This window comes from Mycobacterium sp., from assembly GCF_019247635.1.
GTDB lineage: Bacteria > Actinomycetota > Actinomycetes > Mycobacteriales > Mycobacteriaceae > Mycobacterium.
On sequence record NZ_JAFBAR010000108.1, the window covers coordinates 13571 to 33580 of the forward strand.

18 protein-coding genes and 1 pseudogene are annotated in these 20010 nt (G+C 67.5%); 5 read left to right on the forward strand and 14 right to left on the reverse strand.

The genetic code is table 11. The annotated features are described in order from the left end of the window. Window positions 1-333 precede the first annotated feature (333 nt). The gene (locus tag JO236_RS18455) at window positions 334-1455 is read left to right on the forward strand and encodes a PQQ-dependent sugar dehydrogenase (protein ID WP_293333653.1); all 1122 of its coding nucleotides are present in this window, start codon (window positions 334-336) and stop codon (window positions 1453-1455) included. A 136-nt stretch (window positions 1456-1591) separates the two neighbouring features. Here the strand turns inward: JO236_RS18455 and JO236_RS18460 are convergent. The 6 genes and pseudogenes from JO236_RS18460 to gatC form a co-directional block, all read right to left on the reverse strand. Further along, window positions 1592-2118, reverse strand: a pseudogene (locus JO236_RS18460) (flavin reductase family protein). Window positions 2119-2192: 74 nt separating this feature from the next. After that, window positions 2193-2633, reverse strand: coding sequence for a flavin reductase family protein (locus JO236_RS18465; RefSeq protein ID WP_293333800.1), 441 nt, complete (start codon window positions 2631-2633; stop codon window positions 2193-2195). Between the two features lie 54 nt (window positions 2634-2687). Next, complete coding sequence (gene gatB / locus JO236_RS18470) at window positions 2688-4193, reverse strand: Asp-tRNA(Asn)/Glu-tRNA(Gln) amidotransferase subunit GatB (RefSeq protein WP_293333655.1); 1506 nt, start codon at window positions 4191-4193, stop codon at window positions 2688-2690. A 57-nt stretch (window positions 4194-4250) separates the two neighbouring features. After that, complete coding sequence (locus JO236_RS18475; protein WP_293333658.1) at window positions 4251-5282, reverse strand: ATP-dependent 6-phosphofructokinase; 1032 nt, start codon at window positions 5280-5282, stop codon at window positions 4251-4253. A 111-nt stretch (window positions 5283-5393) separates the two neighbouring features. After that, window positions 5394-6875, reverse strand: a complete 1482-nt coding sequence (gatA, locus tag JO236_RS18480; protein WP_293333661.1) for an Asp-tRNA(Asn)/Glu-tRNA(Gln) amidotransferase subunit GatA — start codon at window positions 6873-6875, stop codon at window positions 5394-5396. Then, window positions 6872-7171 carry an Asp-tRNA(Asn)/Glu-tRNA(Gln) amidotransferase subunit GatC gene (gene gatC, locus JO236_RS18485; protein ID WP_293333664.1) on the reverse strand — a complete coding sequence of 100 codons (300 nt, stop codon included), beginning with the start codon at window positions 7169-7171 and terminating at the stop codon, window positions 6872-6874. The genes gatA and gatC overlap by 4 nt, the downstream gene beginning before the upstream one ends. 111 nt (window positions 7172-7282) lie before the next feature. Between gatC and JO236_RS18490 the strand changes: the two genes are divergently transcribed. Next, window positions 7283-7942 (forward strand): amino acid-binding protein, encoded by a 660-nt coding sequence (locus JO236_RS18490; protein ID WP_293333667.1) that lies wholly within the window; start codon window positions 7283-7285, stop codon window positions 7940-7942. Window positions 7943-7993: 51 nt separating this feature from the next. Here JO236_RS18490 and JO236_RS18495 read toward each other — a convergent pair whose 3' ends face one another. The 5 genes from JO236_RS18495 to ligA form a co-directional block, all read right to left on the reverse strand. Then, window positions 7994-8743 carry a hypothetical protein gene (locus tag JO236_RS18495; RefSeq protein WP_293333670.1) on the reverse strand — a complete coding sequence of 250 codons (750 nt, stop codon included), beginning with the start codon at window positions 8741-8743 and terminating at the stop codon, window positions 7994-7996. 128 nt (window positions 8744-8871) lie between these two features. Next, the gene (locus tag JO236_RS18500; protein ID WP_293333673.1) at window positions 8872-11775 is read right to left on the reverse strand and encodes an RND family transporter; all 2904 of its coding nucleotides are present in this window, start codon (window positions 11773-11775) and stop codon (window positions 8872-8874) included. After that, window positions 11772-12218 carry an MmpS family transport accessory protein gene (locus JO236_RS18505; RefSeq protein WP_293333675.1) on the reverse strand — a complete coding sequence of 149 codons (447 nt, stop codon included), beginning with the start codon at window positions 12216-12218 and terminating at the stop codon, window positions 11772-11774. The genes JO236_RS18500 and JO236_RS18505 overlap by 4 nt, the downstream gene beginning before the upstream one ends. Window positions 12219-12341: 123 nt before the next feature. Continuing rightward, entirely contained in the window at window positions 12342-12950 is a 609-nt protein-coding gene (locus JO236_RS18510; protein ID WP_293333803.1) for a TetR/AcrR family transcriptional regulator, read from the reverse strand. An 11-nt stretch (window positions 12951-12961) separates the two neighbouring features. Beyond that, entirely contained in the window at window positions 12962-15034 is a 2073-nt protein-coding gene (gene ligA / locus JO236_RS18515) for an NAD-dependent DNA ligase LigA (RefSeq protein WP_293333677.1), read from the reverse strand. A gap of 85 nt (window positions 15035-15119) precedes the next feature. Here ligA and JO236_RS18520 point away from each other — a divergent pair, with 85 nt between their 5' ends. Together JO236_RS18520 and JO236_RS18525 are read left to right on the forward strand one after the other, a co-directional pair. After that, entirely contained in the window at window positions 15120-15368 is a 249-nt protein-coding gene (locus tag JO236_RS18520; protein WP_293333679.1) for a type II toxin-antitoxin system VapB family antitoxin, read from the forward strand. Beyond that, window positions 15355-15783 carry a type II toxin-antitoxin system VapC family toxin gene (locus tag JO236_RS18525; protein WP_293333681.1) on the forward strand — a complete coding sequence of 143 codons (429 nt, stop codon included), beginning with the start codon at window positions 15355-15357 and terminating at the stop codon, window positions 15781-15783. Before JO236_RS18520 ends, JO236_RS18525 begins: the two co-directional genes overlap by 14 nt. Before the next feature lie 42 nt (window positions 15784-15825). Here JO236_RS18525 and JO236_RS18530 read toward each other — a convergent pair whose 3' ends face one another. After that, entirely contained in the window at window positions 15826-16851 is a 1026-nt protein-coding gene (locus JO236_RS18530; protein WP_293333684.1) for a methionine synthase, read from the reverse strand. 72 nt (window positions 16852-16923) lie between these two features. Here JO236_RS18530 and JO236_RS18535 point away from each other — a divergent pair, with 72 nt between their 5' ends. After that, entirely contained in the window at window positions 16924-17571 is a 648-nt protein-coding gene (locus tag JO236_RS18535; protein ID WP_293333687.1) for a sensor domain-containing protein, read from the forward strand. Here JO236_RS18535 and mnmA read toward each other — a convergent pair. Both mnmA and JO236_RS18545 read right to left on the reverse strand, forming a co-directional pair. After that, window positions 17568-18644 (reverse strand): tRNA 2-thiouridine(34) synthase MnmA, encoded by a 1077-nt coding sequence (mnmA, locus tag JO236_RS18540; protein WP_293333690.1) that lies wholly within the window; start codon window positions 18642-18644, stop codon window positions 17568-17570. The genes JO236_RS18535 and mnmA overlap by 4 nt on opposite strands. Next, the gene (locus JO236_RS18545) at window positions 18641-19819 is read right to left on the reverse strand and encodes a cysteine desulfurase family protein (RefSeq protein ID WP_293333693.1); all 1179 of its coding nucleotides are present in this window, start codon (window positions 19817-19819) and stop codon (window positions 18641-18643) included. Before JO236_RS18545 ends, mnmA begins: the two co-directional genes overlap by 4 nt. Window positions 19820-20010: the final 191 nt, after the last annotated feature.

Here is a 20010-nt window from a genome sequence, read left to right on the forward strand (position 1 = left end):
CGCGGATCTCGGACAAGGTACCGGTGCACTCGCGGGCGGTCGCCGATTGCAGCCTTGCCCGCCAGCGCCACCCCGCGCACCGCGTCGGCGATCGAGCGCGTTTTTCGCCGAGCAGACGCAAAAGCACCCGATAACGCCCCGTTTGGGTGCTTTTGCGTCTGCTCGGCCATAGCGCCGACCCCCTGATCTCGGCCGATCATCGGTCGAGAAGCAGCTGAGTTCCTCCCGGACATTCGCGTGCACCGTGACCTGTTCATTGCTGCAACCGACGGCACGCTTACGGTGGAGCGCTGGCGCCATGTCGCGGCGGTACCGACAGGTAGCCTGTCGGTCATGCGGAGACGGCGGTTGGCCCGATGCGGGCTCGCGGCGCTATGCGCGGCGGTGCTGCTGTCGAGCGGCTGCGCACGGTTCAACGACGCCCAGTCGCAGCCGTTCACCACCGCCCCCGAACTCAAACCCCAGCCCAGCGAGACGCCTCCCCCGCCGCCGCCGCTGCCCGCGACTCCGTTCCCCAAGGCGTGCCCGGCGCCGGGGGTCATGCAGGGCTGCCTGGAGAGCACCAGCGGGCTGATCATGGGCGGCGACAGCAAGACCGCGTTGGTTGCCGAGCGCACCACCGGCGCCGTCAAGGAGATAGCGGTCAACGCCGAGCCGAAAATCAAGATGGTCATCCCCGTCGACCCGTCCGGTGATGGCGGCCTGATGGACATCGTGCTGTCGCCCACCTACTCGCAGGACCGCCTGATGTACGCCTACATCAGCACGCCCACCGACAACCGGGTCATCCGCATCGCCGACGGCGACGTCCCCAAGGACATCCTGACCGGAATTCCCAAGGGCGCCACCGGGAATACCGGCGCCCTGATCTTCACCAGCCCCACCACGCTGCTCGTCATGACCGGGGACGCGGGCAACCCGGCGCTGGCCGCCGATCCCAAATCCCTCGCCGGCAAGGTGCTGCGGATCGAGCAACCCACCACCGTCGGCCAGGCCCCACCGACGACCGCGCTGACCGGCGTCGGCGCGGGCGGAGGCATGTGCATCGATCCCGTTGATGGTTCGCTGTATGTCGCCGACCGCACTCCCACCGCGGATCGGCTGCAAAGGATCACCAAGAAATCGGAAGTGTCGACGGTGTGGACCTGGCCGGACAAGCCCGGCGTGGCCGGGTGCGCGGCCATGGACGGGACCGTGCTGGTCAACCTGATCACCACGAAACTGACGGTGGCGGTGCGGCTGGCGCCGTCGACCGGGGCGGTCACCGGCGAACCCGACGTGGTCCGTAAGGACACCCACGCGCACGCGTGGGCGCTGCGGATGTCGCCGGACGGCAACGTGTGGGGCGCAACCGTCAACAAGACCGCCGGGGATGCCGAGAAGCTCGACGACGTGGTGTTCCCGCTGTTCCCGTCGGGCGGCGGATTCCCGCGCAACAACGACGACAAGACCTGACTCCGCTGACGGAGCGCCATCCGGTTCGCCAGCGTAACGGCACGGCGATTCTGGAGCCGATTTTTCGCAGTGCGGTTACGCTCGCGGTCCCGGATGGCCGGCCCGACCGGCCGACCGGGCCGACCCCCGGCGCAAACTAAGGCACGTCGAGGGTGAAGCGCAGACCGTATCGGCGTGCCGATTCGCCCCGTTCACGGTCGTAGAGCCGGTACGGCGTCTCCTGCCCGGGCTCGAGGTCATCCAGGTCGGACAGGTAAAGCATTTCCTCGTCGTCCTCCGGAACCCAGACGGCGACGGGTTCCAACAGGTACGCCACGTGGTCGCCGACATCGCTGCGACTCACCGTCCGCCCGACGAACCAGGCGACGGCATCGTCGAGAATCGGCATCCCTTTGGGGCCGGCCCGCCACGAGCAGCGCGCGAATGATCGCGCGTTTGGCCGCCGAATAGTTCGGCCAGGACCTGCCGGTCCTGCGGCAGCGCGTGCACTGCCAGGTGCCCCGCTCGGCTCGCCACCTCGCAGGTCTGGCTGGTAACGGGCAGACCGACCATAAAGCTCGGGGGCCGCACGCTCGTTTGAGTGGCGAAGCTGATCAGACAGCCCGAGGGCTGGCCGTCGGCCTGGGTCGTCACAACGAACACCGGGCCGTCCAGCATCGCCATCAAATCTTCGAACGATTCATCGGTCACACCAACATGATGGATGTCGATGAGATCTTGCGACAGTCTTTCCGCGTTTACGGGTCGTGGCCCGGTTGCAGGTCGCGGACGTCGGAGAAGCGGATCACATCGGCCGGACCGTCGGCGAACCACGCTTCGACCGGTTCGAGCAAGTAACCGAGATGGTCGCCGAGATCTATTCGATCCACCGTTCTGCCGACCAGCCAAGCGAGCGCGTCGTCCAGAATCGGCATGCCTTCGGGACCGCTGTGCCACGCGCAGTGCTCGAACTTGTCGACCTCGTCGTCGGTTTGGCCGCCGAACAGTTCGGCCAAGGACGTGTCGCGCCGCGACAACACATGCACGGCAAGGTGATTCGACCGGCTCGCTACCCCGAAGGTGTGGTTGGTGCGGGACAGGCCCACCAGAAACCGCGCAGGATCGATGCTGGCCTGGGTTGCGAAGCCGACGAGGCAGCCCGAGTTATGGCCCTCGGCCCGGGTGGTCACCACCAGCATGGCGGTGTCAATCAGCCCGGTGACCCGATCCAACCAATCGTGACTCACCGCCCGTCACCCCTGCCCGCAGGCCGCCAGGACCAGTTCGCGCACCCGGGCCGCGTCCGCCTGACCGCGAGTGGCCTTCATGACGGCGCCGACGATCGCGCCGGCGGCAGCCACCTTGCCGCCGCGAATCTTTTCCGCCACATCGGGATTGGCCGCCAAGGCCTCGTCGACGGCCGCCTGGGTCAAAGATTCGTCGCGCACCAGCGCCAACCCGCGAGCGGTCATCACCTGCTCGGGCTCGCCTTCCCCGGCCAGCACGCCCTCCACCACCTGGCGGGCCAGTTTGTTCGACAACTTGCCCTCGTCGACGAGGGCGATCACGGCGGCGACCTGGGCGGGCGTGATCGCCAGCTCGTCGAGTTGCACCCCGGCCTCGTTGGCCTTCTGTACCAGGAAGTTTCCCCACCAGGACCGGGCCTGGGCGCTGGAGGCGCCGTGTGCGATCGTGGCGGTGACCAATTCGATGGCTCCGGCGTTGACAAGATCACGCATGACCTCGTCGGAGATAGCCCATTCCTGTTGAATTCGCTTGCGGCTCAACCACGGTAGCTCGGGAATGGTCCGGCGTAACCGCTCGACGAGTTCGCGGCTGGGCGCGACGGGTTCCAGATCGGGCTCGGGAAAATATCGGTAATCCTGGGCGGTCTCTTTGGCACGGCCCGGACTCGTGTAGCCGGACTCATGAAAGTGCCTGGTCTCCTGGATGATTTGACCGCCGGCAAGCAAAACTGCGGCCTGGCGCTGCATTTCGTAGCGAACCGCGACCTCGACGCTCTTGAGCGAGTTGACGTTCTTGGTCTCGGTCCGGGTTCCGAACTGACCGGCCCCGGCCGGCTTGAGCGACACGTTGGCGTCGCAACGCATCGAACCCTGGTCCATCCGGACGTCGGATACGCCCAACGCGCGCAACAGATCTCGCAATGCCGTCACATAGGCCCGGGCGATCTGCGGTGCCCGTTCGCCAGCCCCCTCAATGGGCTTGGTGACGATTTCGATCAGCGGCACACCGGCCCGGTTGTAGTCGATCAGCGAGGTGGTCGCCCCGTGAATGCGGCCGGTCTCGCTGCCGATGTGGGTCAGCTTGCCGGTGTCTTCCTCCATGTGTGCGCGTTCGATCTCCACCCGCCAGGTGGTGCCGTCCTCCAGCGGCGCCTCGAGGTAGCCGTTGATCGCAATCGGCTCGTCGTACTGCGAGATCTGATAGTTCTTCGGCATGTCCGGATAGAAGTAGTTCTTCCGCGCGAAGCGACACCACGGCACGATCTCGCAGTTCAACGCCAGCCCGATCCGGATCGCGGACTCCACGGCGGCCTGGTTGACCACCGGCAGTGAACCGGGCAGGCCCAGACAGACCGGACACACCTGGGTGTTGGGCTCCCCGCCGAACGCGGTGGCGCAACCGCAGAACATTTTGGTCGCGGTGGACAGTTCGACGTGCACTTCAAGCCCGAGCACCGGATCGAAGCGCTCGATGACCTCGTCGTAATCCAGCAGGTCGGCAACCACAGTCATGGGATCGATCCTAATGACGCGGTGGGACACCCCGCGCTCGCGGGCGTGGGCGACCGGTCAGCCGAAGAACGCGGCGGCGTCGTCGTAGCGGCTTTGCGGCACCAGCTTGAGCTGGCGCACCGCGTCGGCCAGCGCGACCCGACCGATGTCCTGCCCGCGCAGCGACACCATTTGGCCGTACTCGCCGGCGTGCGCGGCGTCGGCGGCGTTGACCCCGAACCGGGTGGCCAGCACGCGGTCGTAGGCGGTGGGAATGCCGCCCCGCTGCACATGGCCCAGCACGGTCACCCGCACCTCCTTGTTGATCCGTTTCTCCACCTCGTACCCGAGCTGGGCCGCCACCCCGGTGAATCGTTCGTGCCCGAACTCGTCAATCCCGCCTTCGCGCAACGTGATCGAACCCGCCACCGGCTTGGCCCCCTCGGCGACCACGCAGATAAAGTGTGAATCTCCGCGCTGGAAGCGCCTTTTGACGAGCCGGCAGACCTCTTCGATATCGAAGGGCTGTTCGGGGATCAACGTCATGTGTGCGCCGGAGGCCAACCCGCTGTTCAGCGCGATCCAGCCGGCGTGCCGGCCCATCACCTCCACCAGCATCACACGCTGGTGGGATTCGGCGGTGCTGTGCAACCGGTCGATGGCATCGGTGGCCACCGTCAGGGCGGTGTCGTGCCCGAAAGTCACGTCCGTGCAGTCGATGTCGTTGTCGATGGTCTTCGGCACGCCGACCACAGGGACGTTCTCCTCCGACAGCCAGTGCCCGGCGGTCAGCGTCCCCTCGCCGCCGATCGGGATGAGCACGTCGATGCCGTTGTCGTCCAGGGTCTGCTTGATCTGGTCCAGGCCCGCGCGCAGCTTGTCGGGGTGGACGCGGGCGGTGCCCAGCATCGTGCCGCCCTTGGCCAGCAGGCGGTCGTTACGGTCGTCGTTGCGCAGTTGCATGCGCCGGTTTTCCAGCAACCCGCGCCACCCGTCCTGGAAACCGACCACCGACGAGCCGTACCGGGCGTCGCAGGTACGCACCACGGCCCGGATGACGGCGTTGAGCCCGGGGCAGTCGCCGCCTCCCGTGAGAACTCCGATCCGCATTGGTTCATCTTGCCCCGAAGCCCGCTTGCTGGCGCGAGCAGACGCAAAATCCCCCAAAACGGGCCCATTTGGGGTGCTTTTGCGACTGCTCGCGCTACACGGCTGCTCGCGCTACACGGCCGAGGGGAGCGCCCCGCGTGCGGCCTCGTAGGCCGCGCCCACCCGGTAGAGCCGGTCGTCGGCCAGTGCGGGCGCCATGATCTGCAGTCCGACCGGCAGCCCGTCGTCCGGCGACAGCCCCGACGGCACCGACATGCCGCAGTGGCCGGCCAGGTTCAGCGGCAGCGTGCACAGGTCGAACAGATACATCGCCAGCGGGTCGTCGACCTTCTCGCCCAGCGCAAACGCGGTGGTCGGAGTCGCCGGCGACACCAGCACATCCACAGACCGATAGGCCTCGTCCAGGTCGCGGGCGATCAGCGTGCGCACCTTCTGCGCCTGGTTGTAGTAGGCGTCGTAGTAGCCCGCCGATAATGCGTAGGCGCCAATCATGATGCGGCGCTTGACCTCTGGCCCGAAACCGGCGGCCCGCGTCATCGCCATCACCTCCTCGGCGCTGTGGCTGCCGTCGTCGCCGACCCGCAGCCCGTAGCGCATCGCGTCGAAGCGCGCCAGGTTGCTGGAGACCTCCGAGGGCAGGATCAGGTAATAGGCCGGCAGCGCGTATTCGAAGTGCGGGCAATCCACCTCGCTGACCTCGGCGCCCAGAGCTCCCAACTGCTCGACGGCCGCCTCGAACGACGCCAGTACCCCGGGCTGGTACCCGTCACCGCGCAGCTGCTTGACCACCCCGACGCGCACGCCACTCAGGTCGCCGGCCGCGCCGGCCCGCGCGGCGCCGACGACATCGGGCACCTCGGCGTCGATCGACGTCGAGTCGCGCGCGTCATGCCCGGCGATCACCTGATGCAGCAGCGCGGTGTCCAGCACGGTTCGCGCACACGGCCCACCCTGGTCCAGCGACGACGCGCAGGCCACCAGCCCGTACCGGGACACCGTGCCGTAGGTGGGTTTGACGCCGACGGTCGCGGTCAGCGCCGCGGGCTGGCGGATGGAACCCCCGGTGTCGGACCCGATGGCCAGCGGCGCCTGGAACGCCGCCAGCGCCGCCGCGCTGCCACCGCCGGAGCCGCCGGGAACCCGGTCCACGTTCCAGGGGTTGCGGGTTGGGCCGTAGGCGGAGTTCTCCGTCGAGGATCCCATCGCGAACTCGTCCATGTTCGTCTTGCCCAGGATCGGGATGCCGGCCGCGCGCAGCCGCGCGGTCAGCGTGGCGTCGTAGGGCGAACGCCAGCCCTCGAGGATCCTGGACCCGCAGGTGGTCGGCATGTCGATGGTGGTGAACACGTCCTTGAGCGCCAGCGGCACGCCAGCCAGCGCCGACGGCGGGGGCTCCCCGGCGGCCAAAGCCTTGTCGACGGTGGCCGCGGCCGACAAGGCTTCACCGGCCGCCACGTGCAGGAAGGCGTGATAGCGGTCATCGGTCGCCGCGATCTGGTCCAGGCAGGCCTGGGTCACCTCGACCGAGGACAGCTCGCGGGCGGCGATCTGGGCGGCCAGCGTCGCGGCATCCAATCGGATGATGTCGCTCACTGGCTCTCCCCCAGGATCTGCGGGACGGCGAAGCGTCCGTCGACGGCTTCGGGCGCCTGGGCCAGCGCTTCCTGCTGGGTCAGGCACGGCGCCGTCTCGTCCGGGCGCGTGACGTTGACGTCCTTCAGCGGGTTATCGGTGGCCTCGACGCCGGTGACGTCGACGGCCTGAATCTGGCTGACGTGGGTCAGGATGGCGTCGAGTTGACCGGCGAAGCTGTCCAGCTCGGCATCGGTCAACGCCAGCCGGGCCAACCGGGCCAGGTGCGCCACCTCGTCGCGGGAGATCTGGGACACGAGCGAAGAGCCTACCCATGCGCGAACGTCACGATGGCGTGGCGCTCGGTGCATGCTGGGCGGCAATCCGCCGAAATGCCGTGGATACATCCCTGTGCGACAGTGTTGGCCGTGCCCTCGTATCTGTTGCGCATCCGGCTGCTCGACCGCCCGGGCAGCCTGGGCTCGCTGGCAGTGGCGCTCGGGTCGGTGGGTGCGGACATCCTGTCGCTGGACGTGGTCGAGCGCAGCTCGGGGCACGCGATCGACGACCTGGTCATCGAACTTCCCCCGGGCGCGATGCCCGACACGCTGATCACGGCCGCCGAATCGCTCAACGGTGTGCGGGTGGACAGCGTGCGCCCACATACCGGGCTGCTGGAAGCCCACCGCGAGCTGGAGCTGCTCGACCACATCGCCGCGGCCGCCGGCAACGAGGCCAAGCTGCAGGTACTGGCCGACGAAGCGCCCAAGGTGCTGCGGGTGAGCTGGTGCACGGTCTCGCGCTGGACCGAGGCGGGCCTGCGACGGGTCGCGGGCAGCCCGGGCGCGCCGGAGACCCTCGCGGATTCGGCGCCCTGGCTGCCGATCGAACGGGCCACGGTGCTCGACGGCGACGCCGAATGGGTGCCGCAGAGCTGGCGCGACATGGACACCACGATGGTGGCCGCCCCGTTGGGCGATCACCACACCGCCGTGGTGCTGGGTCGGCCGGGCGGCCCGGAGTTCCGGCCGTCGGAGGTGGCCCGGCTGGGCTATCTGGCCGGCATCGTGGCGACGATGCTGCGCTGACTGGGGGCGACCTTGCACCGCGGTGCTGCCGGGGGCAAGGTCGCCATCGGGTCAGCCGTTGATGAGCTTGGAGTACAGCTCGGCCATCGCGGGAACTGATTCGAATTCGGCGAACTCCGGATGACGTTTCAGCGCGCACTCGGCGACCTCTTCGCGGGTCAAGTCGGCGCCCTCGATCAGGTCACGCAACTCGTCCAACACTGCGTCGGTGTCGCTTATCTGTTCCGCGAGCGGCCGTCCCGCTATGGGCTGGGACCGCAGACTCGCCAGCGCCTCCTGCAAGATCCAGCTGCCCTCGATCAACAGGCGCCGAACCGCGATGGTCGCAGCCAGCTGTTCGGCCTTGATTCCGCGTAAGTCAATCTTCACCTTGTCCGACCCGCCACCCGCGTCGATCCACATGAATTGGCTCAACAGCGTGGACTTACACCGAACCGACACCACGTCCGCGTAGCCCGCGGCGAAGGCATTCCGACGCTGTAAGGCCTTTTGCACCGCCGCTGGCACAGCGGCGGGCTGTGCCGCATTCGCCTCGCGCCGATCCGACGCTGCCTTCGCAGCACTTGACACCCCGGCGGCAACCAGGCCGCCAATCAAGCCGCCACCTTGGCGAGCGCCTTTGGCGAATGCCGCACCTATGCCGCCGGGTAGGTACGCCAAGCCCGCTGCGGTCACAAGCACGGTCGCTTCCTGATGTGTTTGCAAGGTAGCCAGGGGCGGGGCCAGCACGATCTCATCGCTCGACGCGGGGGGCACGAATTCATGCCGTGGAACGGTAAATGCGGTGTCGGTGGTGGCCATAATTTCTCCTTGCTCTCGAGGGCCGGCCTGTTTTCAGACCTCGTCCACCGTGCCGGCGTGACCTTGGAGGATTCTTCACAAATTCTCAATGGAATTCGGCGGCCGCGGCCGTCAACTTTCGACGCGAATCAACGCGCCTTCGAAGACGTCACCACCGGGTCCACGGCGTCGCCGTCCTCCCACAGCAGCAATTGGCGAACCGCGGGACGCGGGCCGTACGGGCGCAGCATCGAACTCGCCGGCCGGGGGCGCACCCGTTGCGGCCACCAGAACCAACGCCCGAGCAGAGTCGCCACGGACGGCGTCATGAAGGAACGCACGATGAGGGTGTCGAACAACAGTCCCAGTCCGATCGTGGTCCCGATCTGGCCGAGAACTTGAAAACCGCTGAACACGAACGCGCACATGGTGATCGCGAAAACGAGGCCGGCGGAGGTGACCACGGAACCGGAGCCGGCCATCGCCCGGATGACGCCGGTCTTGAGTCCGGCGTGGATTTCTTCCTTGAACCGGGAGATCAACAGCAGGTTGTAGTCGGATCCCACGGCCAGCAGCAGGATCACGGCCAGCGCCAGCACCACCCAGTAGAGCTTGATGCCGAACATGTACTGCCACACCAGCACCGACAGCCCGAACGAGGCGCCCAGCGACAGGGCTACCGTTCCGACGATCACGAGCGCGGCGATCAGGCTGCGCGTGATGATCATCATGATCAGCAAGATCAGGCTGAGCGCGGCCAATCCCACGATCAGCAGGTCGTACTTGGCGCCGTCCTGGATGTCCTTGTACGTCGCCGCGGTGCCCCCCAGATATATCTTCGCGTCGGCCATGGGCGTGCCCTTCAACGCCTCGTGAGCCGCCTTCGCGATCGGTTCGATGTGCGAGATGCCTTCGGGCGTCGCCGGATCACCCTCGTGAGTGACGAGCATGCGGGCCGCCTTGCCGTCGGGCGAGAGGAACAACTTGAGCCCGCGTTTGAAGTCGGGGTTGTCGAAAACCTCGGGAGGCAGATAGAAGGTGTCGTCATTCTTCGCGGTGTCAAACGCTCGCCCCAGCGCCGTCGAATTTTCGATAGCCGCGGCCGTCTGGGCGTAGATCCCGGACAGCGTGGCGTAGTTGGCCAGCGTCAATTCGTGATTGTGCTCCTGGCTAGCGATCTGGGCCGGTATCAATCCCACCAGTTTCGGCTGCAGCGCGTCGAGCTTGTCCAACGTGGCTGTGAGGTCCTCGAATCTTTCGCTGAGCTGGTCGACGCCGTCCAGCGCGTCGAGGACCGAGCGGATCGCCCAGCAGGCCGGGATGTCGTAGCAATGCTTCTCCCAATAGAAATAGCTACGAATCGGCCTGAAGAAGTCGTCGAAGTTGGCGATCTTGTCGCGCAGGTCTTTGATCGTGGCGATCGTGTCGTGAAAGCTCTGGGCCTCGCTGTGGGTGGTGTCGGCGAGCTGCTGCTGCAGCAGGTATTGCTTCCTCAGGATGTCGATTGTGTTGGACAGCTCACCGGCCTGTCTCAATAAGTCGTCCGCGCGATCTCGTTGGTACGTAAGGTTTTCCTGCTGGTTGGCGCTTTGCGCGCTGATCTGGAACGCCAGCGAGCTGTGCACCAGCGGGGTGCCCAGCGGCCTGGTGATCGACTGCACCTGAGCGATGCCCGGCACGTGAAACACCGCCTTGGCGACCCGGTCCAGGATGAGCATGTCGGCCGGGTTGCGCATGTCGTGGTCCGTTTCGACCATGAGCAATTCGGGTTCCAGGCGGGCGCGCGAAAAGTGCCGCTCGGCAGCCGCATAACCGACGTTGGCCGGCGCGCTGGCGGGCATGTAGGGGCGCGTGTCATAACTGGTCTTGTAGCCGGGCAGGGCGAGCAGACCCACGAGTGCCAACGCACACGCCGCGACCAGAACCGGGCCGGGCCAGCGGACGATGGCGGTGCCGATCCGCCGCCAACCACGGGTTCGCATCGCGCGTTTGGGGTCGAAGATCCCGACCAGGGCGCCCAAGGTGAGGACGGCCGGACTCAGGGTGAGTGCGGCGAAGAGCGCCACGAGGATGCCTATCGCGGCGGGAACTCCGAGGCTCTGGAAATACGGCAACCGGGTAAAGCCCAGACAGGCCACCGCACCGGCAACGGTCAGGCCGGACCCCAAGACGATGTGGGCCGTCCCGCGAAACATGGTGTAGAAGGCCGATTCCCGATCTTCTCCGGCGCCACGCGCCTCTTGGTAGCGGCCGACGACGAATATCGCATAGTCCGTTCCGGCGGCGATGACCAGCAAGGTGAGCAGGTTCGTCGCGTAGGTCGACAAACCGATGACTCCGGCGTTTCCGAGGAAGGCGACGATTCCACGGGCGGCGGACATTTCGATGAGGACCGTGATGAGCACCAGCAACATCGTGAGGACGGAACGGTATACGAAGAACAGCATGATCGCGATGACGCCGACGGTTATCGCGGTGACCTTCAGGGTTCCCTTGCTGCCGACGTCGAACTGATCCGAGATGAGCGGCGCCGCGCCGGTGACGTAGGCCGTGACGCCAGGCGGGGCGGGCGTGTGCTCAACGATTCCGCGGACGGCGCCGACGGACTCGTTGGCCAGCGCCGAGCCTTGATTGCCCGCGAGAAACACCTGAACGTAGGCGGCCTTGCCGTCGGTGCTCTGCGATCCCGCCGCGGTCAGGGTGTCCCCCCAGAAATCCTGGACGTGCTCGACGTGCTTCTTGTCCGCCTCGAGCTTGCGGATCATCGTGTCGTAAAACTGGTGGGCGTCCGCGCCGAGGGGCTTGTCGCCTTCGAGGACGACCATGGCCGAGCTGTCGGTGTCGAACTCGTGGAATGCCTGACCGATGCGTTTGATTGCCTTGAGCGCGGGCGCATCCGGCGAATTCAGCGCGACATTGTGTACCTTGCCGACGTCTTCCAATTTCGGCACCGCGATGTTCGTTATCGCGGCAAGCGCAATCCAGAACAGCAGGATCGGCAGCGCAAGCCGGCGAATGAGGTGCGGCACGCGGGGCCGTTGACCGTTACTCATCCGGATTTGTCCAGGCAGAAGGTGTAGGCGTCGGCCTTGTTGACGGTGCGTTCGTCCTTGACTTCACCGTTGACGATGATGCGGCAGCCGATGGTGTCACCGTTGCCCTGCGCCACGACGTTGCCGACGACCGCGGGCTCGGTGCTGGTGATGGTGAACGACCACGGCAGCGGGGCGTCTTTGACTTGCTGCGGCTGGGCGTTGACATCAAGGTAGTTGATGGTCGCCACCGCGCCGGGCGCGCCGAAGACCTGGAGGACCACCTGCTTGGGGTTGAACGGGACGATCTCGTTGGACAGGCCGCTGTTGGCCGAAGTGTTGGTATGCGAGCCGAAGATTCCGTGCAGGCGGTAGATGGCAAATCCCGTTATCGCGACGACGAGCAACGCGACCAGCGCCATCCACCCCCGCTTGAGGAGGGGCGCAAGCGAAATCCGCTTCACCCGTTGGCCTTTCACTGATCAGGCGGCACGATCGCCCGGTTCGAACGACCGTTGACTACGACAGTACGGTACTGATGCGTACTGAACAAGAGACGCGGGCGTACACTTTCGCGCACCCCGTTCTCACCCATTGGATCGACTCAGGCCGGGGATGAGGACGTTGTCGACGAGCGCTTGCACGGTACGACGGGTCGGCGGCCGGCCGGGGATGATGGAGCGGAAGATGAGGTACCCCGGCAACAGATCCCAGAGTTCGGCGGAGATGGCGGATTGCGCGATCTCCCCCCGGTCGACGGCCTGCTGCAGCACATGCCGGATCAGGGCTTCGCGCTGATCGAGGAATTGATGTTGTAGGGCGTGCTTGAGCGCAGGGTGTCGGGAGACCTCGACGAGGACCGCGCGGATGGTGCTGGCATGCAGTACGGCCTGCTGGCAGCAGATCTCCCCGATCTTTAGCAAGTCACCCCGCAGCGTGCCGGTGTCCGGCGAAACCGCGACCTGACGGATGCCCTCGGTGAACGCGGCCAGGACCAATTCGGCTTTCGACGGCCAGCGGCGGTAGACCGTGGCCTTGCTGGCGCGCGCCGTGTTCGCCACGGCGTCGATCGTCAGCCGCTCATAGCCGTGTTCCTGCAGGAGCTGCAACGTCACCGCAAGCAACTCCGCCTCGCGTGGCGACCACGGTGATGGGTCCGCGCACCGATCGACCGTCCGGGTCATAGCGCCCACGATAGAACCCACCCTCAGTCGTCGGCGGGGGCGGGCGGTCCCTCCTCGAGGAGCCGGCGGAACCCGTCCTCGTCAAGAATGGGCACATCAAGTTCAACGGCCTTGTCGTACTTGGATCCTGGCGAGTCCCCCGCGACCACATAGTCCGTCTTCTTCGACACCGAACCGGCGGCCTTGCCACCGCGCGCCACGATTGCCTCCTTGGCGTCGTCTCGGGAGAAACCGGTCAGCGAGCCGGTGACCACGATGGTCAAACCCGCGAGAGTGCGCACGACGCTGTCGTCGCGTTCGTCGGCCATCCGCATGCCGGCTCTGCGCCACTTGTCGACGATCTCGCGGTGCCAGTCGACGGTGAACCACTCGGTGACCGCGGCGGCGATGGTCGCCCCTACGCCCTCGACGGCGGCCAACTGCTCGGTGGACGCGCCTTCGATCGCGTCGATGGTGCCGAACTCGGCGGCCAGCGCGCGTGCGGCCGTCGGCCCGACGTGGCGGATCGACAGCGCCACCAGCACCCGCCACAGCGGCGCGGACTTGGCATTGTCGAGGTTGGCCAACAGCCGTTTTCCATTGGCCGACAACACGCCGGCCTTGGTCCGGAACAGCTCGGTGCGCAACAAGTCGTCTTCGGTGAGGGTGAACAGATCGCCCTCGCTGGCGATCACCTGCGCAGCCAGCAGTGCGACACCGGCCTCGTATCCCAGGCCCTCGATGTCCAGGGCGTTGCGGCTGGCGACGTGAAACACCCTCTCCCGCAACTGGCCCGGGCAACCGCGCGCGTTCGGGCAACGGATGTCGGCGTCGCCCTCCTTCTCCGGCGCTAAGGCGGTGCCACACTCGGGACACGTTGTGGGCATGACGAATTCGCGTTCCGAACCGTCGCGCAGGTCGACCACCGGCCCCAACACCTCGGGAATCACGTCGCCGGCCTTGCGGATCACCACCGTGTCGCCGATCAGCACGCCCTTGCGCTTGACCTCCGAGGCGTTGTGCAGGGTGGCCTGCCCCACCGTCGATCCCGCGACCTTCACCGGTGTCATGAACGCGAACGGCGTAATCCGGCCCGTGCGACCAACATTCACGCGGATGTCGAGCAACGTCGTCTGCGCTTCTTCGGGCGGGTACTTGTAGGCGATGGCCCAGCGCGGGGCCCGGGACGTGGAGCCCAGCCTGCGTTGCAACGCGACCTCGTCGATTTTGACTACCACGCCGTCGATCTCGTGGTTCAGCTCGTGGCGATGCTCACCCCAGTACTCGACGCGCGTCTGCACGCCGGTCATGGCGTCGACCAGCGTGGTGTGCTCGGACACCGGCAACCCCCATGCCTTCAGTGCCAGGTACGCGTCGTGCTGGGTGACCGGTGCAAAGCCCTCGGTGTGACCGAGTCCGTGGCAGATCATCCGCAGCTTGCGCCGAGCCGTGACCGCCGGGTCCTTCTGGCGCAGGGACCCCGCCGCGCTGTTGCGCGGATTGGCGAACGGCGCCTTACCCGCCTCGACGAGGCTGGCGTTGAGCGCCTGGAAGTCGTCCACCCGGAAGAACACCTCGCCGCGGACTTCGAGGACGCCGGGCACCGGGTACTCGTCGCTGGGCGTGAGGCGCTCAGGGACGTCGTCGATGGTGCGCGCGTTGAGCGTGACGTCCTCGCCCGTGCGGCCGTCGCCCCGGGTGGCCGCCCGGGTCAGCCGTCCCTCCCGGTAGACCAACGACAGCGCGACGCCGTCGATCTTGAGTTCGCACAGGAAGTGCGTCTGCGCGAAATACGAGTCGCCGACCTCTGCATGGATTCGGGCGCCCCAGGCGGCGAGTTCCTCGGCGCTGAACGCGTTGTCCAGGCTGAGCATCCGTTCCAGATGCTCGGCCGAGGCGAAGTCGGTGGCGAAGCCGGCGCCGCCGACCAGCTGCGTGGGTGAGTCGGGGGTGCGCAGCTCGGGATGTTCGTGCTCGAGCGCCTCGAGCTTGCGTAGCAACTTGTCGAACTCGGCATCGGTGATGATCGGCGCGTCGCGGACGTAGTAGCGGAACTGGTGTGCGCGCACCTCCTCAGCCAGCTCCTGCCACTGGCGCAACACGTCGGGCGAGGTCACCCTGGCAGGCTATCGAAGCCGGCTGACAACGCTGCCGGCCTGGCGGCCGCATCATGATGCGACAGCGCGATGCTATGATGCCGCAGTGCGGACGACGGTCAACATCGACGACAACCTGCTCGCAGAAGCGAAGGTTTTGGCCGCCAGGACATCGCGGCCGCTCGGCGCCATCGTGGATGACGCGTTGCGGGCGATGCTCCGCCGCGACGCTGACGGAGGCGGCCGCAAAGATTTTCGGTTACCCGCGCACGGTGGCGGAGGCCTGCACGCCGGCATCGACCTGGAGGACAAGGACGCGCTCGCCGAATTGCTGGGCGACAATGCTGCTCCTTGACGTCAACGTCTGCGTGTATGCGATCCGTCAGGACAGCACCGACCACTCCGCATACCGAGGGTGGGTCGAGGGCGTGCTCACCGGGGACGAGCCGGTAGGGATAAGCGAGTTGGCGCTCTCGGGCGTGATTCGGTTGATCACCAACCATCGAATCTTTCGGCAGCCGAGTTCGACGGCTCAGGCACTCGATGCGAGCCGCGCACTTCGGTCGGCGCCCGCCGCCGTTGCGTTGCGGCCGGGACCACGCCACTGGGACATCTTCGAGTCTCTGTGCGCCGACACCGGCGCGAAGGGCAACGCGGTCGCGGACGCGTATCACGCGGCACTCGCGATCGAGAACGGTGCGACCTGGATCACCACCGACCGCGGTTTCGCGCGTTTCCCGGGTCTGCGCTGGCGTCTTCCGGTCGCCTGACCGCAATGTCGCGCGGCCAGAAACGCAACCATGGGTTGCGTTTCAGATGGCGTCCGGGTCTTCGGCGAAGGCTTGGGCGGCCTTGCGGGCGAGCTCGATGGCGGTGCGGGCCCACCGCGCCGTCGCACCCGCCAGACCACAGGCCGGGGTGACGCCGACGCGGTCGCGCAGCGCCGATCGGTCGAACGGCAGCCGGTCCGTCACGCCGACGACCGCACGGGCGACCTCTTCCGCCGAGGGGCGCCGCTCTGGTTGAGCGGTCGGGACCACCCCCAGCACGACGGTGCGGCCCGATTCCACGAATGCCGCGATTCCGTCCAGGTCTTCGGCCCGCAGGGTGTTGGGGTCCACCGAAATCCCGCCAATGCCGCTGCGCTGCAACAGGTCCCATGGCAACTCGGAGGCGCAGCTATGCACCAGCACGTCGGTGCCCGCGCCCGCGACACAGGTGTCCAGCAGAGCCCCCGCCACCTGCTCGTCCAGCGCGGCGACCGGACTCAGGGCGGTGACCCCGGTCAGCCTTCCGCGTAGCGCCGCCGGCAGCGACGGCTCGTCGAACTGCACCACCACCGCGGTGTCGAGGCGGCGGGCCAGCGTCGCGCGGTGTGCCCCAACGCCTTCGGCGAGGGACGCGGCCAGGTCGCGCACCGCTCCGGGGTCGGTGATCGCCCGGTGGCCGTTGCTCAGTTCCAAGCCGGCGGCCAGCGTGATCGGTCCGGGCGCCTGCACCTTGACCACGCGGCCGCCGCCACGCAGACCGGCCGTCTCCCACGCCTCGTCGATCGCGTCCATGTCCTCATCGAGCAGGCTGCGTGCCCGCCGGGTCACCGCGCCGGGACGCACCGCGATGCGGTAACCGCGGGGCACAGTGTCGATGGCCACGTCGACCAGCAGCGCGCCCGCCCGCCCCAGCATGTCGGCGCCCACTCCCCTGGCCGGCAGCTCGACCAGATGCGCCAGGGCATCCGCCAACTCGCCGACGACCACCGCGGCCGCCTCTCGGGGCGCGCTGCCCGGCCACGAGCCGACGCCACTGGCCTTCGCGAAAGCATTGGCGAAAACACTCACCCGGCAACCGTATTCGACCTCCCCCGGCACGGCAGCGGCCAGGGCCTTACTCTCGATGCCAAAGGGGTGCCCATGGCAAGAATTACGCGACCGCTGCTGTTGTGTTCCGCGGTGTTGCTGACGGTCTTGTGCACCGAGGCCTGCGCGCGGGTGGTGGACGGCGTCGCGGTGCAGGCGCCCGGCGGCCGTGCTCGGGGCGCCACGGGTGTCAATGTCGACAACATCCTGCTGGACCAGTCGCGGATGGGGGCGATCACCGGTGCCGGTGAACACCTGACGATCATCCCCACCATGGACGGCACGTCGCCGGTGGACATCGACAGCCTCGCCCGGGATGCGCCGCGCCCATGCCGATTCATCTTCGCCGAGACGGCAACCTTCGGGCCCGACATCGAGGAGTTCCACAAGACGACCTTTCAGGACCCGCCCGACAGCGCCCTGATCTCCGAGGGTGCCGCGGCCTATCGCGACACCGGCACCGCGCGGCGCGCCTTCGACGCGCTGGTGGCCACGGTCGGGGACTGCGCGGCCAGCCCGGCCGGCGACCTGCTGGTCGGCGAATGGAAAGCCGAGGACGGCTCCCTGCGGACGCGGCCCGGCCGCTGCGGCCGCGACTATCGGGTCGCGTCCGTGGCGTTGCTGGAAGTCACCTTCTGCGGCTTTCCGCAATCGGTGTCCGAGATCGTGCTGACGAACATCGTCGCCAATATGCCCGGCTAGTGCCCAGTGCCGGCGATGGTCGCGCTGGCCAGCACCTCGTCGCCCTCGGGGTCGGGACGGTAGAGCACCAGCATCTGCCCCCGCGCTACCCCTCGCAACGGGACACGCAGCCGCACGTTCAGCTCGTTGCCGACCAATTCGGCTACCGCGCTGGCTATTTCACCGTGAGCCCGCACCTGGACCGCGCACTCCAGCGGTCCCGATGGCGTGGTGCCCGCCGGGAAAATCGGTGCCCTGCCGGTTATCTCGTGCACGTCGAGGTCGGTGGCGGCGCCGACGTGAACGGTCGCGGTCTCGGCATCGATGGCCGTCACGTAGCGGGGCCGACCGTCGGGCGCTGGCCCGGCGATGCCCAGGCCCTTGCGCTGGCCGATGGTGAAACCGTGCACGCCGTCATGGGTGGCCAATACCGCACCGCCGGAGCCGACGACGCTGCCGCGCCGGACCCCGATGCGCGCACCGAGGAAAGCCCGGGTGTTTCCCGAGGGAATGAAGCAGATGTCATGACTGTCGGGCTTGTCGGCAACCGCCAGGCCGCGACGGGCCGCCTCCGCGCGAATCTGCGGCTTGGGGGTGTCCCCGATCGGGAACGCGGCGTGCCGGAGCTGCTGGGCGGTCAGCACGGCCAGCACGTAGGACTGGTCCTTGTCCCGGTCCACGGCGCGACGCAGTCTGCCGGCCGAGAGCCGGGCATAGTGGCCGGTGGCCACCGTGTCGAAGCCCAGCGCAACGGCCCTGGCCGATAGCGCCGAGAACTTGATCCGCTGATTGCACCGCACACACGGGTTGGGAGTCTCCCCGCGGGCGTAGGAGGCGACAAAGTCGTCGATCACATCTTCTTGGAACTTCTCCGCGAAATCCCATATATAGAACGGTATTCCGAGCACGTCGGCGACGCGGCGCGCGTCCGAGGCGTCTTCCTTGGAGCAGCACCCCCGCGAGCCGGTACGCAGCGTGCCGGGTGCGCTCGACAGCGCGAGGTGCACGCCGACCACGTCGTGCCCGGCATCGACCATGCGGGCGGCGGCAACCGACGAGTCAACGCCGCCGCTCATCGCAGCGAGAACTTTCACGGCACCCCCGCAGCCGCCAGGGCGGCACGCCGTGCGCGGGCCACCGCAGCCGGAAGCACCTCCAGCACCTCATCGACGTCGCCGTCAACACTATTGTGCCCCAAGGAAAGTCGCAGTGAACCACGGGCACTCGCCGGATCGGCGCCCATCGCCACCAGCACGTGCGACGGCTGTGCCACGCCGGCCGTGCAGGCCGAACCTGTCGAGCACTCGATTCCGTTGGCGTCCAACAGCATCAGTAACGCGTCGCCTTCGCAGCCGCGGAAGGTGAAGTGCGCGTTGCCCGGAAGCCGCAGCGGGTCGGCCGCGCCGTTGAGACGGACGTCGTCGATCTCGGTCAGCACACCCTTGACCATGCGGTCCCGCAACGCCCGTAGCCGTGCGCCGTTGACATCCAGCCCGTCCACCGCGATCTGTGCGGCCGTCGCCATGCCGACGACACCGGCGACATAGGGTGTGCCGGACCGGATGTCGCGCTCCTGGCCCCCGCCGTGCAGCAGCGGCTCACAGCCGACGTTCCGGCGCAGCACCAACGCCCCCACGCCGGGCGGGCCGCCGAACTTGTGCGCGGCCACGCTCATCGCCGATAGGTTGCTGGCCGTGAAGTCGACCGGCAGCTGGCCCACCGCCTGGACCGCGTCACTGTGCATCGGGATACCGAATTCTGCTGCAACGGAAGATAATTCGGTAATGGGCAGGACGGTGCCGACTTCGTTGTTGGCCCACATCACCGACACCAGTGCGACGTCGTCGTGGTTCTGCAGGGTCTCGCGCAGCGCGGCCACCGACACCGACCCGTCGGCGTCGGTGGGCAGCCAGGTGACTTGGGCGCCTTCGTGTTCGACGAGCCAGTTGACCGAGTCCAGCACCGCATGGTGTTCCACTTGCGTGGTGACAATGCGCCGGCGGTTGGGCTCCGCGTCGCGGCGGTCCCAATAGATTCCCTTGACGGCCAGGTTGTCGCTCTCGGTACCGCCTGCGGTGAAGACCACCTCCGACGGGCGGGCCCCGAGCTTGTCCGCGATCAGCTCACGAGATTCCTCGATGCGCCGGCGCGCCGCGCGCCCGGCGGTGTGCAGCGACGACGCGTTGCCGACGGTGCCCAGCACAGCGGTCATCGCCTCGACGGCCGCGGGGTGCATCGGGGTGGTGGCAGCGTGATCCAGGTAGACCATGACTCGCCCCACGATACCGGCTATGCTCGGCGACCCAGAAGCCACGAGCAAGCCGCAATGCGCACGACGCGGACCGTCGCGGGACCCCGTCGCCGACCCCCGACGTCACATCGGCACCTGCCGGGCTGCTTTGCCCGCCTGAGCGCGACAACGTGGGCGGTCCGGGCGGCGTCACCGTATTTGTCGCGCAG